At 46.1% G+C, this 15,937-nt stretch carries 10 protein-coding genes; 1 reads left to right on the forward strand and 9 read right to left on the reverse strand.

What is annotated here, in order from left to right:
* The 6 genes from BLU98_RS08875 to BLU98_RS08900 form a co-directional block, all read right to left on the reverse strand.
* Positions 1 to 1,113, reverse strand: a complete 1,113-nt coding sequence (locus tag BLU98_RS08875; RefSeq protein ID WP_092723680.1) for a sensor histidine kinase — start codon at positions 1,111 to 1,113, stop codon at positions 1 to 3.
* Positions 1,114 to 1,116: 3 nt separating this feature from the next.
* Entirely contained in the window at positions 1,117 to 1,371 is a 255-nt protein-coding gene (locus tag BLU98_RS08880) for a hypothetical protein (protein ID WP_092723681.1), read from the reverse strand.
* 1 nt (position 1,372) lies between these two features.
* The gene (locus tag BLU98_RS08885; protein WP_257574848.1) at positions 1,373 to 4,735 is read right to left on the reverse strand and encodes a response regulator; all 3,363 of its coding nucleotides are present in this window, start codon (positions 4,733 to 4,735) and stop codon (positions 1,373 to 1,375) included.
* Between the two features lie 85 nt (positions 4,736 to 4,820).
* Positions 4,821 to 6,116, reverse strand: coding sequence for a RagB/SusD family nutrient uptake outer membrane protein (locus BLU98_RS08890; protein WP_092723683.1), 1,296 nt, complete (start codon positions 6,114 to 6,116; stop codon positions 4,821 to 4,823).
* A gap of 18 nt (positions 6,117 to 6,134) precedes the next feature.
* Entirely contained in the window at positions 6,135 to 9,248 is a 3,114-nt protein-coding gene (locus tag BLU98_RS08895; protein ID WP_257574849.1) for a SusC/RagA family TonB-linked outer membrane protein, read from the reverse strand.
* Positions 9,249 to 9,268: 20 nt separating this feature from the next.
* On the reverse strand, positions 9,269 to 10,012 hold the full coding sequence (locus BLU98_RS08900) for a DeoR/GlpR family DNA-binding transcription regulator (protein WP_092723684.1): 744 nt from the start codon (positions 10,010 to 10,012) through the stop codon (positions 9,269 to 9,271).
* A 110-nt stretch (positions 10,013 to 10,122) separates the two neighbouring features.
* Here BLU98_RS08900 and BLU98_RS08905 point away from each other — a divergent pair, with 110 nt between their 5' ends.
* The gene (locus BLU98_RS08905; protein ID WP_092723685.1) at positions 10,123 to 11,322 is read left to right on the forward strand and encodes an anhydro-N-acetylmuramic acid kinase; all 1,200 of its coding nucleotides are present in this window, start codon (positions 10,123 to 10,125) and stop codon (positions 11,320 to 11,322) included.
* 6 nt (positions 11,323 to 11,328) lie between these two features.
* On the opposite strand, the gene BLU98_RS08910 is transcribed toward BLU98_RS08905, so the two are convergent.
* From BLU98_RS08910 to BLU98_RS08920, 3 genes are all read right to left on the reverse strand, one after another.
* Positions 11,329 to 12,357 (reverse strand): YncE family protein, encoded by a 1,029-nt coding sequence (locus BLU98_RS08910; RefSeq protein WP_092723686.1) that lies wholly within the window; start codon positions 12,355 to 12,357, stop codon positions 11,329 to 11,331.
* A 63-nt stretch (positions 12,358 to 12,420) separates the two neighbouring features.
* Positions 12,421 to 12,834, reverse strand: a complete 414-nt coding sequence (locus tag BLU98_RS08915) for an EamA family transporter (RefSeq protein ID WP_092723821.1) — start codon at positions 12,832 to 12,834, stop codon at positions 12,421 to 12,423.
* Between the two features lie 56 nt (positions 12,835 to 12,890).
* On the reverse strand, positions 12,891 to 15,935 hold the full coding sequence (locus tag BLU98_RS08920; protein ID WP_092723687.1) for an efflux RND transporter permease subunit: 3,045 nt from the start codon (positions 15,933 to 15,935) through the stop codon (positions 12,891 to 12,893).
* Positions 15,936 to 15,937: the final 2 nt, after the last annotated feature.

Raw genomic sequence — 15,937 nt, forward strand, 5'->3', positions numbered from 1 at the left:
TCAGTGGTTCTTTTCCCATTCAAAATAAAAAGTGCTGCCTTCGTCTTTCACCGAGTCGACCCAGATCTTTCCTCCCTGCCCTTCTACCAATACTTTCAAGAGATTCAATCCAATGCCCGTGCTGCTGTCGCGCGAAGAATGATGCGCCGTCGTTTCAAATAATTTAAATATCCGTTCCTGGTCGTTATCAGCGATGCCCGGTCCGTTGTCTTTGACATAGAATTCTACCCAATGTCCTTTGTCAGACGCGCCTATTTCGATGAGTCCTTTTTCTTTGTCGTTGTATTTGATGGCGTTGCTCAGCAGGTTCTGGAATACTTGTTGCAAGCCGATCTTATGGGTATTGATCACAGGCAAGGGTTCCCGTATGTTAATAGTCATCTGATCAGGTGGGAACAGGAGCGCCACTACTTCCCGCACCAACTCGCTGGTGTTTACTTTCTCGATTGCATGATTTGCCAGACTGGTACGTGAATGTTCCAGCAAGGAAGCGATCATATTCGATAAGCGTCCGGATGCGCCATGCAACAGGTCAATGTTTTCTTTTAGTTCGGGATTGGCTATTACCAGTTCGTCTTCCCTAATCAGTTCCATCAGGAGCATCATGGAAGAAAGGGGTGATTTGAGGTCATGGGAAACTATGTAAACAAATTGTTCCAGTTGTTTATTGATCCGTTTGAGTTCCGAGAGGGTAGACTTTAGTTCTACCTGGTGCAAATACAGTTGTTCGAATACATTCACTTTAGCCCTTACCACGTTAATATCGAGTGGCTTGGGTAGATAATCAACAGCACCTTCTTCAAAACCTTTCAGTATAAAATGTTCTTCCCTGCTCAAAGCCGTTACAAAGATGATAGAGATATCTTTTGTTTTTGCATTCGATTTGAGAATACGTGCTACTTCAAACCCATCCATATCAGGCATCTGTACATCGAGCATGATCAGGCCGATATTTTCGTGTTTCAAGACCTGTCGCAAAGCCTCATTGCCCGATTGCGCTTTGATGAAGCGCCGTCCGGGTTGTATGAGTAACTCTTCCAGTGAGATCAGGTTTTCCGGCCGGTCGTCTACCAACAGGATAGTGAATGCTTGCAAGGTTTCTTTTGATTGCATATTTCAAAACATAAAATAGTTATTGCTTCCTGAATATTTTAACTCCCGCATCAACCATTTCAAAGCAGTCCTGCAGAAAATGAGCTGGAACTCGTTGAAAGAGCCGTCCGTAACCGTTTTCTTATCGTACATCAATTTCTGTAATCGCCTGCGCAAAGATGCTTTGGTATAATTCGAAAAATCGTACCCATACTGCCGGTACAGCAGGTCGAGTACGGTCTTTATCTCTGTATGGGTTATCTGCAGTTTGGATAGCATATTATTTGGTTAACCAAACCCGCATGAGTGAAAGCAGTTTTTGCATATCCAATGGTTTGGCTATGTAATCCGATGCACCTGCTGCAATACATTTTTCCCTGTCGCCCACCATGGCTTTAGCGGTAACCGCTATGATGGGAAGTGTCAATTTCAAATCGTTCCTGATCAATTTCATCGCTTCATAGCCATCCATTTCCGGCATCATGATGTCCATCAACACCAGGTCAATGTCTTTATGTTTTTTCAATTGGTCGAGCGACTCTTTACCGTCACTGGCAATGACCACTTCCATCTGGTTCGATTCCAGCACCGTACTCAATGCAAATACATTGCGCATATCATCGTCTACCACCAATATCTTTTTTTGTTGCAGGGAAACATTCGCAGCAACGGAAGTGTGCACAGCCGGCGTTGTTTTATGGTCTAACTCATGCATTTTATACAGGAACAACTCAAGCTCATCGATCAGCCTGCTGTTGGCTGTTCCGGAATGCCTTACAATAACATCCGATATTTTGCGCAATTGCAGTTCTTCTTCCGAGCTGATGTCCTCATCGAGGTAAATGATCAGTGGCAGTTCCTTGTTATGCAGTTGTTCGCTCATCTGCTGTGCTGCATGGATATTGATGCTTTGCTCTACATTCACAATCACGCAATCGTACTTGCCAGCTGCAATCTTCTCAGCAGCCGATTGTATTGAGCGTACCTGCTCAAAGGAAACCTGGTGGTCTTTTTCCCTGAACAGGTGCTCAAGTCTTTCTTCATGGAAATGATTGTCAGATACGATCAGTATTTTTTTCTCGTCCGCATCAATGTGTTTGGATATCAATCCGAAAGCCTGCTCCAGGCCTTCCATATCTACCGGCTTTTTCAGGTAAGCCAGTACGCCGGCATGTTTGAGCCTGTTATCATCAAAAGCAGAAATGATGTGAACAGGAATATCTTTCAGTTCGGCATTTGCTTTGAGTTTTTTAAGCAGGGTCCATCCATCCATAACCGGCAACTGGATATCGAGTATGATGGCCGTTGGTTTGAATTGCTTGGCATATAAGAACCCAATATCACCTCTCAATGCCATGATCACTTTGTATCCTTTCGCACGGGCGAAATCGCGGGTGATGGTTGCGAAATTCACATCATCTTCTATGATGAGCATCACTTTATCATCTGAACCGATATGGGCCTTATCGTCTTCCAGTTGAGACTCCTCACTGGCTTCATAAGCCTTCAACAGCGCTACTTCTTCAGGAACTTTTTCTTCGTTTTTCATTTCAAATACGCGCGGAAGCGTCAAGGTAAAAGTGCTTCCTTTCCCTTCTTCGCTGAACACTTCAATTTTACCGCCCAGCAGTCTTACCAGCTCTTTGCTGATCGACAATCCCAATCCGGTACCACCGTATTTCCTGCTCGTAGAACCGTCTGCCTGCTGGAAAGCTTCGAATATCAGTTGTTGTTTATCATCTGATATGCCTATACCTGTGTCTGATACACTGATCTCCAGCCAATCTTTCTGGAACTGGTTCTTGTTTCCGATAGCAACCGAAATAGATCCGCCTGCCGGAGTAAACTTGAAGGCATTGGAGAGCAGGTTTTTCAATACCTGTTCCAGTTTTTGTTTATCGGAACGGATTTGTTTAGGCGCTGTTTTAGCCATCTCAATGCTCAGCTGCACTTTTTTCTCCGAAGCCACTACTTTGAACAGTTGTTCCAGGTCTGACTTTACATCCTCCAATTCTACATCTTCTATTTCCAACTCTATTTTACCCGCTTCGATCTTCGACAGGTCCAGTATGTTGTTGATCAGCGCCAGCAGGTCTTTACCCGATTTACCAATGATCATAGCGTATTCTACCTGCTTGTTGGTAAGGTTACCATCTTTATTATCGGACATCAGCTTGGCCAGTATCAGGATGCTGTTTAATGGGGTTCTCAGTTCGTGCGACATATTGGCCAGGAATTCCGATTTATACCGGCTCGATGCTTCCAGTTCTTTTGCTTTGACCGACAGGTTTTTCCTGGCTTCTTCTATTAAGTTGTTGCGCTCATTCAGTTCAATATTGACCTGCTTGAGCTCGTTTTCCTGCGCTCGTAGTTCTTCTTCAGAAGCCAGCAACTCTTCGGTTTGCCGGCTCAATTCGTCGTTGGCTTGCTGTAATTCTTCCTGTTGCTCCTGCACTTCCTGTAAAAGGGTCTCTATTTTATCGCGGGCCTGGGCAGAGTTGATGGCAGTTCCCAGCATATCGCCAATATTATTCAGAAAGGTTTGTTGAAGCGGTGTGAAATTATCGAAACAACCCAGTTCAATCAATCCTTTCAACTCTCCATTTACCCATAAGGGAACACACATGATCTGCCCGTTACCGGTGATCTCGCCCAAACCGGTAACCACCCGCCAATAAGAAGGAGGGATATGTTTGATGAGACTGGGCATTTTCTGCATGGCGGCATTTCCTACAATGCCTTCGCCCAGTTTGAATTTTTTGATGGAAGCCCTTCCTACAGATACGGCAGACACCATCTCCAGCTCCTGCTCTTCTTCTTTGAAAAAATAAATAGCGCCGGCAGGCACTTCCAGGTATTCAACAAGTGCATGAATGATTTTATCAGCCAGCACCTGTGTGGACTCAACCCATTGTATCCTGTTGTTCACATAACTGAAGCCCTCGAGTGTCCAGTTTTTATCGTATGCCACCTGGTTGAGTTTTTCCATTTCATCCAGGTTGCTTTGCAGTGTTTTACTCGCCTTGTAACGGCTCCTGAGTACTTGCAGGATGGAATTAACCAGTAGCAATACAACCAGCAACAGTATAGCGACCCCAACATACAGGATCGTTCTTGTTTGCCGGTTGTATTGGATTACTTCATTTTCTCTCATCAACAGTATCCTTTGCTCTTCTCCTTGCGTCAACTCGAACTGTGCGTATACATCATCCAGTCTTTTTTCTTCTTCTACCAATAATCGCACTTCAGCTTCTTTTCCGGCATTCAGATCCACTTTCCCTTCATGAGCCCAATAAGTCAATACATGGGATATCAGGGCATCGAGGCGTTGTACATTCCGAGTCTGTACTGCATCGTCGGAAACCATTTCTGCCAGTTGGTCCAATTGCGTTGGGATAGTAGTACTTACTTTCTCCCAGGGTTCCATATAATGGTAGTTGCCGGTTGCCCAGTAAAGCCTGCGCGCGCTCTTCAGTTGGGATATTTCGTGGCGGATCTGTCTTACCAAATTGATCACCTTATTGGAATGGGTCACCAATGTTGTTTCCTTTTCTTCCCGTTGCATGGAAGTAATGGAAACATATCCTACTATCAGCACGAGTAAAACGGCTATACCCAGGCCTAAGTATAATTTAAACGGCATTGATCTAAACATAGAGGAAAAATACTTCAAATAATAAAAAGAGCCCTTTAAAGGGCTCTTTTTATTATGATTCTTCCTGTTTCGTTTAGAATACCGGGTCAGCCGGCGTATTCGCATTACTGTCCCTTTCACGGAAAGGATAAGGGAACAGGTTGCGTTTACGTTCACTGGTGGGTCTTCCAAAACGCCGCATATCTTCCAGCTTCATACCCGAGAGGTATAACTCAATACAACGGTTCCGGTATATCTGCAGCAACAGGTCGGCCGCCGTTACAGGCGCTACCGGGGGAAGGTCTGCCCCTATACCCAACGCATCATTAGCCGGCTTCTTGGTAACCACCTTGTTCAACTCAACGATACCATTGACCAGGTCGGGGGTCGATTGGCGGGCATAAGCTTCTGCCTTGATGAGGCTTATTTCACCCGGGTAATACAATGGTATGGCCGTAGTGGCGCTGTTCCAGAAGCCATTGAGACGGAAACGTGGATTGATGATAGCATTGATGGTAGTATAGAATGGAACCCGCTTATCGCTCAGATCAGGCGCAACGGAAGCAGGCAACCCCAACGTGGAATCTACCGGCTGATACACGTTATTGGTAGAAGTGACTGCATTGAAAACCGGATTCGGATTGGCCGCTTCAAAATTAAAGACCGATTTTTTACTCAGATCCACCATGTTGGCGGCAGCTAATGCACCGGTATAATTATTACTGAACAACTGGTACCTGGCTTTGAGTGCGTAAAGGGTATTTACAATGTCAACGCCCGCAGGTAAATCGGTAAGAAAAGTGTTGCTGATCGCGTTGGCATTGATGGTAGTGATCGCTTTGTCGATCGCAGCGATAGCGCGTGCATAACCTGTCATGCGATCAGAGAAAGTAGCATTGTTGATGCCAATGGTATCGGGTACTTTCTCCCAATAACCAGCCATACATCCGATAGAGAGCGCTTTCAGGATCGAAGCATAGCCGATCAGTCCGCTGGCATATCCTTTATCACTCAACTGTGAGGCGGCAGTGATCACATTATTGGCATCGTAAATCACTTTAGACGCCGATGTCCATACATTACTCAACAAACCATTGGTACCATCCACTGCCGTGCCGCCGGTTGAAAACTGCAGTTCGGAAGTATTACCCGGATTGAGCAGGAAAGTTTCATTGGTAACTAATCCTGTTGCATCAGACATCCCGTAAGCTACGTTCGCCGTATATGTTTTTTGAATACCAACGACTACGCCAACCAATCCCTTTGCCGAACTCAATACCTGTGTTGACGTAGCCGCATTGGGGTTTGTATAATCTTTTTTACAACCCGTTGCCTGGATCAATAAGGCTGCAAGGCTGCTGTATATGGTAATGTGAATTATCTTTTTCATGTAATTAGTTTTTAGGAATTAAAATTTTGCCTGTATACCAAAACTGAAAGTCCTGGGTATGGGCGTTGAACCAAAATCAATTCCTCTGAGAATGGTACTTTGTCCGCCGGCATTTACTTCCGGATCGTATCCGTTGTAGTGGTCCCAACTGATCAGGTTACGGCCGCTGAGGCTGAGGCTCAGGTCGCTGAAACATTTCACCTTACCGAGATGATACGCCAGCGATACCTCGCGCAGTTTGGTAAACGATCCATCATCGATGCGCCATTGTTCAATGGCATAAATGCTGCTGACATAACCTCGTGGAAGAAGACCTCTTTGTTCCTGTTCTGCCACTTTACCATTACCTACACCCTGCCTGGTACGGAAATCGGCATTGAAAACATTCATACCATGCACCACATCTACCTGCACGCGCAGGCTGAGTTTTTTATAAGAGAACTCATTCACCAGGCTTCCTGTATAATCCGGGTTGGGATTACCGATCACTTTACGCAGCACACTTCCCACAGGCAACCCGGTTGTTGCATCTCTTCCAGTAGTATAGCTCAACACGGAATGCTGTGTGCCTCTTTCTGTTTGAGGGAAACCACTGCCGTTCTTTACCAATGCACCATTGGGGTCCGTTGCAAAGAAGGTTCCGTAAAAAACACCGATCGGCTGCCCCTGAATAATGGCAACGGGTGCACCTGCATTGGTGCTGAGCAGTATCAACGCCTGGCCAATGCTCACCGCCTTGTTACGGTTATGGTTAAAGATAGCGGTCAGGTCCCAGTTAAAATCTTTCTTCACAACAGGTTTGCCGGTCAGCACCAACTCATATCCTTTATTTTCCAAAGAGCCAAAATTGTCACGCAGACTGGAGAAGCCCGAAGTAGGTGCAATAAAACGATCGATCAACAGGTCCTTTACTTTCTTGTTGTAAACATTCACTGTAAGGCCCAGCCTTCCTGAAAAGAAAGAAAGGTCCATACCCAGTTCTGTTTCTTCCTGCCGCTCGGGTTTTATATTTTCATTGGCCAGCACCGATTGTGAATTCAAAGCGGTCCTGCCCAGGTAAGAAGAAGGCAGGTAAGTATTGAAGCGGTCATACGCACCTATCCCGGTGAGGTTACCGCTTTGTCCATAAGCCAACCGCAGTTTCATCAGGTTCCACCATTTGGATACGCCCCATTTGTTCCAATAATCGGCGCCCGACAATACATAGCTTCCACTGGCTTTATAGTAAGTCTGGTTGCGTTGGTTTTCACCAAACACAGAAGATCCGTCTACCCGAACCGCTCCTGTTACAAAGAACTGGTTACGGTATTTGAAATTTTGTTGAATGTATGTTCCGTATACCGATAATTCCGATCTGCTATCTACTCCATCCATCTTCGTGCTCACACCGCTAACGGTTTGCACAAAAGGCGCCAACCCGCGACCCTGTAAGAGGGAATAGCTGTTCTTCTCGTATTGCTGAGAGAACCCTACTTGTGTTACAGAATTGATCTTAGGGGTGATATCAATATTATAAGTGGCGTTGAGATCGTGGTTGATGGCAAAGAAATTATCGTTGCCGGTGCTCGCATACCCATTCAAAGTAGCATCGAGCGATGGGCCGCCGCCGTAGAAAGCCGTATTTACATTATAGGCAAACGGCGGGATATAGGTAGTACCGTTTTGCGTATAATTATCGATACCCATGGTATAGTCTACCGTAAGCATTTTGATGGGCTTCAATTTCAGTCCCAGATTTGCAATGATGCGGTTGGTGGTTTGTTTCTGTTTAATGTCTTCGATCACTGAAACCGGGTTAACACGTCCTCTTTCACCCACAGCTTGTATATTGCCCAATGCGTCCCTGGCCCAGATGTTGTGAAAATTACCAATGATGGTAACCGAGTTGGTGGGTGAGAAAAACGAGTTGCCATCGGGTTTTTCATTGGATGTACTGTTGATATAATTCAGTCCGATGTTAAAAGTCGCCCATTTGTTCAGCACCTGGTCGATATTACTGCGAAAGCTGAACCGTTGGTAATCGGTATTACGCACGATGCCCTGGTTGAAAAAATAAGCGCCCGATACATAGTATTTGGTTTTGTCGGTACCACCGCTCACCGAAACATTGTTATCGGTTCCACCGGCATTCCTGAAAATATAATCCTGGTAATCGTAACGCGTTACAGGTGTAGTATTGGTGAGTGTTGGAATGAGCACATCCTGTGTTTGTGCACCAGGTCCATCGGTAGGTCCACCGAATTTGGTGGGCGATTGGTTCACGTCGAGCTTCTTGCGGAGACTGCTCGAAATATAACTGGTAGAGAAACTAACTTTCGGTGCGCCGCTCTTACCTTTTTTAGTGAATATCTGCACCACACCTGCGTTAGCCCGGCTACCATAGATGGCAGCTGCAGCAGCTCCGTTCAGCACTTCTATCCGCTCAATGTCTTCGGGGTTGATATCTGTGAGCCTGCTTTGGCCAATCGATCCCACAAAATTACCGCCATCGTAATTGCCCGACGTATTGGTTACGCGGGTAGTGGCGTTGTTTACAATCACACCATCAACAATGTACAAAGGATCAGAACCGGATGAGATAGAGCTGATACCTCTCAGCCGTACCGACAACCCACCTGCCGGATCGCCGGAGTTCTGCGATATCTGCGCACCCGCTGTTTTTCCTTGCAGTGCTGCCAGTACATTACCGGTAGCGCCTTTGGTGAGTTCGTCAGCCGAAACCGAACTGATATAACTACCCAATTGTCTCCTGGTGGTTCCCTGGGATGTACCGGTAACAATCACTTCATCGAGTTTGCCAATGTCTTCATTCAGTTCTGCGTTGAGGGTATAATTATTATTGCTTTCTGAAACAGTAAGCAATATTTCCTGGGGAAGATATCCTGTGCTTGAAAATACCACTGTATGTTTTCCCGGTTTCAATGGTGCGGAAAAATGATAAGCACCACTGTTATCGGTAGCAATACCGTTGCTGGTTCCTTTGATAACAACCGAGGCCGCTTCAATACCGGCGCCTCTTTTGTTGGTTACCTTGCCGCTGATGCGAACCTGCGCGTAAGTGACTGACGTCACCAGACACAGCAGTAGCAACACGCAGGGCATGGCCCATTTGCCTGAAAGTGTGATGTTCATAATTATTGCAGTGTTTAAGTTTACAAAAGTTTAACCCCGGCTGCCACAAAACCTTCGAATAAAGGATTGCCAGGCCCTGAATCCGTAATGATGGTGTCTATCTCATCCAGTCCGCATACCGCAAAACGCTGGCGTGTATTGATCTTTTCAGTGATCGACAAGACCACCGTTTTCTTCGAGGCTTTGATCATGGACTGCTTTACCTGCACCACTTCCCAATCATTGTCAGACACACCTGCACCGTCTATCGCGTTGATGCCCAGAAAACACAAGTCGGCTTTGATACTGTTTATTCTGGAAATGGCTTCTCCTCCAACCGCTATCTGTGAACTTTTGGATATCCTGTCACCCATGAAAATGACCTGTATGTTCGGATGTTGCGCATATTCATAAGCGGCAGGAATGCTCCCCGTAAAAAAAGTGGCCTGCAGGCCCGCCGGCAATATCCGCGCCATTTCTACAACAGTGGTGCCGCCCGTGGTAAGGATAAACATATCATGCTGCACCAGCGATACCGCTTTTTCGGCAATGATCTTTTTACCATCGGCTTTGTATACATCGGATCGCAAAAAAGAGCTATGGAAAGACTTGGATAAAGCTCCTCCATACACTTTGACGATCTTGTCCAGCTCTGCCAACTCGTTCAGGTCACGGCGGATAGTATCTTCGGATACATTAATTTCAATACTCAGATCGGAGGATAATACCCTGTTATGGAGGTCGATTTTTCTCAGGATATAAGCCTGTCGTTCTGTTTTCAGCATAGTAGTATGGTAATTGGGCTTTTAAAAATAATGCATAATAGCGCGTAAAAACAAAAAAATATGCAAATTAGCGCATAAAATATGCGTTTTTTAGCGTAAAAAATAGGCGAATGAATCCAAATATTAAGAAACTATATCATATAGCAGGAAAGGAAGAGCGGCTTATCCTCGGACTGATGAGTGGCACTTCTGTAGACGGACTGGACCTGGCATTATGCCGCTTTTCGGGTAGCGGTCTCCATACCAATATTGCATTGCAGGCATTCCAGACCATTCCTTACGAAAACGGGTTCAGGGAAGAGATCAGATCGGTTTTTTCGAAGCGTTCGGTGGACCTGGAAAAAATATGCGTGCTCAATGCATGGGTGGCGCAGGAACATGCACGGCTGGTAAACCGGTGTTTACAGGAATGGCAAATAAACGCAGCGCAGGTAGACCTGCTGGCGAGTCATGGGCAGACCATCTACCATGCACCTAAATTGCTGCACCCGCAAGACCAGTTTGGCAATGCCACTTTACAGATCGGCGATGGAGATCATTTAGCAGTGGGCACCGGCATTATTACCATCAGTGATTTCAGGCAGAAGCATATTGCTGCCGGCGGAGAAGGCGCTCCACTGGCGGTTTTCGGCGATTACCTGATATTCAGCAGTGATACTGAAGACCGCATCATGCTGAATATCGGCGGTATTGCCAATTTTACCTACCTGCCCTCGAACCGCAATGCCGCTGAAGTATTCTGCAGCGATATAGGAGCAGGTAATACAATGATGGACGCATACATACAACAACATTTTCCCGGTCATCATTTCGATGAAAATGCGAACATCGCCAGGCAGGGTAATATTCACCAGGGGCTTTTGCACGAGTTAAAGCAACATATATTCTTTGCCTTGGAATTTCCTAAAACCATCGGTCCCGAATTATTCAACCTGCTCTATCTCAACAGTGCGATGAGCCGCGCCGGCGTTGATCATCTTTCGCATGCAGATACCATGGCAACACTCAACCGTTTTTCTGCGGATATGATCGTAGATGCCCTGCTTCGCTGTATGCGTAACAAAGCGTATGTTGTGTATGTAAGCGGTGGTGGCATGCACAACCCTTTGCTCATGCAACACATGCAGGAACAATTGCCTGGTATTATTTTCAGGAATACGAGTGAACTTCATATCCATCCCGATGCAAAAGAAGCGGTATTGTTTGCTGTACTGGCCAACGAAACGGTTTGCGGCGGGCAAACACAGATGGGTTCCCTGCAAAACGGAATTCCCCATGTAAGCATGGGGAAGATCAGCTTTCCGTCTTAGTTTAAATTAGTTTCCTACTACCAGTATCTGGAAGCTGCCTGGTTTCATCTTAGGCCTTCCTGTTGCTCCCGGAGCCTGCGCTTCGAAATCTGCAGCGGGCAGGTAAAGCTTGTGTGTAACTTCATCCAGTGCAATGGTGCGGGCGCTTTTTTTAGTAGGTATGTTCGCTGTTACAGTGAATTGATCTTTTGAACCTTCATGTATTACCGTAATGGTTCCTTCGCCATTCGATGTATAGATGTTATGTAATTGAGGGTCGAAGCAGTCGCCATCACAACCATCGCCAATAGGCAATTTGGCAACGATTGCTCCATTCTCTGCATTCATCACAACCAATAATTTATTATCGCCGCAAGCTGCGAACAATCTTTTGGTTTTTGTGTCGATGGCCAAACCGGTTGGCGCTTCACCTGGCAATAAAGACCAGTGTGCTTCTGCTTTGTAAGTGTTCGCATTCACCACTACGATCTCATTTTTATCTTCCACATTCACATATATTTTTCCTGCCTCATTACTCACTGCAGTTTCTGGTTTTCCTCCTACGGGAACAGTAGCCACCACTTTATCGGTTGCGGGATCGATGAATGTAAGGTCCTTGCTCCTTCCATTGCAGATCGCTATTTTTTTGCTATGTGCATCGTAAAATATAGCATCGGGGTTTTCACCTGTTTTTACCGTGCCTGTAACAGCGAGGGTTTTCAGGTTGAAGACAGTGGCGTTACCTGCTCTTCCGTTGCTGGTATAGCCTTTGTTCAAAGCAGGTACAAATGCAATACCATGCACGCCCTCTGTGTTGGGAATATAACCCAGTGAATCGCCCGTTTGTTTGTCGAGCACATTCACCTGTGTACCATGTGAAACAAAAACCCTGTTCGAATTGGGTTGAATGGCAATGTAATCCCATCCGCCATTACTGGCAATATGGTAAGTGGAAAGGATATGAAGGTTTTTGCCAGCCTGGGCATTGGCCGCTTGCTGAAAAGTGGCCAGGGTTATCATTCCGATAACCGTTGCTTTTGCCAGTGATTGTTTCATGGTTGTATTGATTTAGTTGAAGCATAAAATAAATACACCTTTCTGAAGCAATTCTGAAGCCGCTTATTTGATCAGTACCAGCGTGCCGGCAATGATGAGCAGGGCGCCGGCCAGTACCCGCGCAGTCATTACTTCTTTTAGAAAAACGGCGGATAAGATGATGGTGAGCGCGATACTCAGTTTATCTACCGGCGCTACCTGTGAAACCTTTCCCATTTGTAATGCTTTGAAATAGAATACCCACGACAAGCCGGTGGTGATACCTGATATCACCAGGAACAAAAGATTTTGCCTGGACAAAGTAGTGATCCCCTTGGTTTCATTCCGGGCCAGTACAATACCCCAGGCCACCAGCAATATAACCACCGTGCGGATGGCAGTAGCCAGGTTGGAATTCATGTTACTGACGCCTATCTTGGCAAAAATGGCCGTCAATGCCGCAAACAAGGCGGATAATAATGCATAGACCCACCACATATTATTCGATTTGAATAGTAAGTTAAACAGTTTCATCCTTTTTGTTCCGGGCCGGCTCAGATTTTTTGCGGCGTCTTATAATACCGTAGCCTGATGAGACTGGGTAATACAATCAGCAACAAAGGCAATGCTGCAATAAAGCCGCCGATCACTGCAATGGCCAGCGGTTGGTGCAATTGCGCACCTGTGCCAATGCCCAGTGCAATAGGCATCAGTGCAATAATGGCCCCCAACGCCGTCATGAGTTTAGGGCGCAGCCTGGTGGAGATGGAATAGATCAGTGATTCATTCACATTGTGTGTATGCTTATACGATTCCCTGAACTGTAAAAAAGTAAAGATGGCATTTTCACCTATGATACCTACGATCATTACCAAGCCTGTGTAGCTGCCTACATTCAGCGCTGTATGTGTGAAATAAAGTCCCATGTAACTACCCGATATGCCCAATACAGCAATCAGCAGAATGATGAGCGAAATCCAGAAATCCTTGAACAGGAACAGGATCACGCCGAATACCAGCAGGCTTGCTGTGATCAATATCACCAGCAACTCTTTGAATGATTGCTGTTGTTCTGCATAAGATCCGCCGTATACGATAGCGTATCCTTGTGGTAATGATAACTGGCGTCCCACTGCCTGTTGGATGTCTTTGATCACACTTCCCAGGTCGCGCCCTTCCAGCCGGGCTGTTACCACACCCATCGACTGAAGATCCTGCCTTTGTATCTCTGCTTCGCCTGTGTTCAGGGCAACAGATGCAAGTGAATGAATGGGTTTCAGTTTTCCATTCGGCAGGAATACCGGTATTTTATGCATATCATCTACACTTAACCGCCTGCTTCCGGGATATAACAAACGGATATTGGTGAACTGCTCTTTGTCGTACACAGTGCCCACCGTGTTTCCTTCCAGTGAAGTTTGCAACTGGTATTGCAAGCTCGCAGGTGTAATACCAAACTGCGCCAGTTGTGTGGAGTTAGGTGTAACATCAATAGACGGGCCCGCGATCACGATGCCATCGAATACATCGGCGGTACCGCCCACTTTTCCCACAATGCCCGCTACCTGTTTGGACAACTGCTGCAATTTGAGCTGGTCGTTACCGAATATTTTCACTTCAACGGGTTGCACGGAGGTTATCAGGTCGCCCAGCATATCACCGATCACCTGTCCGAAATCAACACGCAGTGCAGGTTGTGTGGCTTCTATTTTTTTTCTGATATCGCTGATCACGTCTTCGGTTGACCGGTCTCTCGTTTTCTTTAACTGTATCAGGTAATCGCCGCGATTGGGTTCGGTGATAAAGAAGCCCATCTGCGTACCGGTTCGCCTGGAATACGCTGCTACTTCGGGCTGTTTTACCAGTATTTTTTCCACTTCATGCAATAGCCGGTCCGTTTCTTCTAACGAAGTACCAGGCGGAGAACTGTAATCCAGCACAATACTGCCTTCATCCATCTCTGGCAGGAAACCCGTTTCCAGCCTGGGAAAAATATAAAGGACAGATGCTGCCAGCATAACCACGATCACAAGACTCAGGTAAGGCCTGGTAATAAAAAAGCCCACCCATCGCTGGTTCTTCACCGAATGTGGTTTGATCTTTCGTTGATTGGCGCTCACCTCAAAAGGATTTCGTGTAAACAGCAGGTAGATCACCGGGAGTATGAGCCAGGTAACAAAGAAAGAGCAGATCAATGTGATAATCATCGTGTCTGTCATCACTTTAAAATAAGCGCCTGCTACGCCGCTCATCAATACAAACGGAAGAAATATAACAATCGTGCTGAGCGAAGAACCCACCATTGCGGGGAGCAGGTAGTGAATAGCTTTTTGCACCAGCGGTCCGCTGGGCTCTTCCGGATGTTCTTCATGCGTCCGGTGTATTTGTTCCATTACCACAATGGCATCGTCAATGATCAAACCGATGGCTGCAGCTATGGCGCCAAGTGTCATGATGTTCAGGGTTTGACCAGTTGCATACAATACAATCAGGGTAAGCAACAAAGTAACGGGTATGGTGAAGAGAATGACCGTACTGGCTTTCAGCGATCGTAGGAAAATGATTGCCACGAATATGGCCAGCGCCAGCCCTATCCACAAACTATCTGTTACACTTTTAATGGAGTCTTTTACAAAATCGGCCTGTATATAATAAGGTTGTATCGATACATCACGCGGAAGAATTTTTTGCAACGCTTTGAGTTTGGCATCCATTTTATCAGACAGGTCTACCAGGTTGGCATTCGGTTGTTTGATCACTGCTAATAAGATGCCGTCATGTCCGTTGGCGTTGATCTTGATATACTCTTTGGCTTCCTGTATCTGCACATCGGCAATATCTTTCAGCAACACGATCCGTTTGCCGTTGTTACTGATCACCAGGTTCGACAATTGCTCTTTCGAACTTACAGAAGCATCGGTAACAGTGAGGTACAGCAACCGGTAATCGGACAAATAACCGTTCGACTTAATAAAATTCGTTTGGTTCAATGATGTGGCAACCATATCGGGTGTAATACCCAATGTGCTCATCTTTTGTACATTCAGCACCAGCCAGTATTCTTTCATCTTACCGCCAATGACCCTGATCTCCGATACACCTTCCACCTGCGATAAAAAAGGTTTGATGGTGTACATGGCCAGCAGCTTCATGTCTATCGGCGACCGCGTTTTACTTTCCAGTGAATAGCCGATAACCGGCAGGATGGAAGGGTTCATCCGCTCAACGGATATCTGTATATCCGGCGGCAGGTTATTGCGTATCTCGTTGATCTTTGATTCGATGCGTTGCTGGCTGATATCGATATTGGCCTTCCAGTCCATAAAAGCCGATATCTCACAACTACCCCTGCTGGTAGTACTCCTGATGCTTTGCAGATCGGGCACCTGTTTCACCGCATTTTCCAATTGCCGGGTAACCGTGATCATCATTTTCTTTACCGGTTGCTGGCCGGCATCTGCGATGATCTTGATCTTGGGAAAAGTAATTTCAGGGAAAAGCGCAGTCTGCATTTTACTGTAAACAAACATGCCTCCCAGCAGGATGATCACCATGATCACACTGAGCGGGTTCTTATAGCTGATGAAAAAACTGCGCATAC

Source organism: Hydrobacter penzbergensis, from assembly GCF_900106985.1.
In the GTDB taxonomy this organism is placed as follows: Bacteria; Bacteroidota; Bacteroidia; order Chitinophagales; family Chitinophagaceae; genus Sediminibacterium; species Sediminibacterium magnilacihabitans.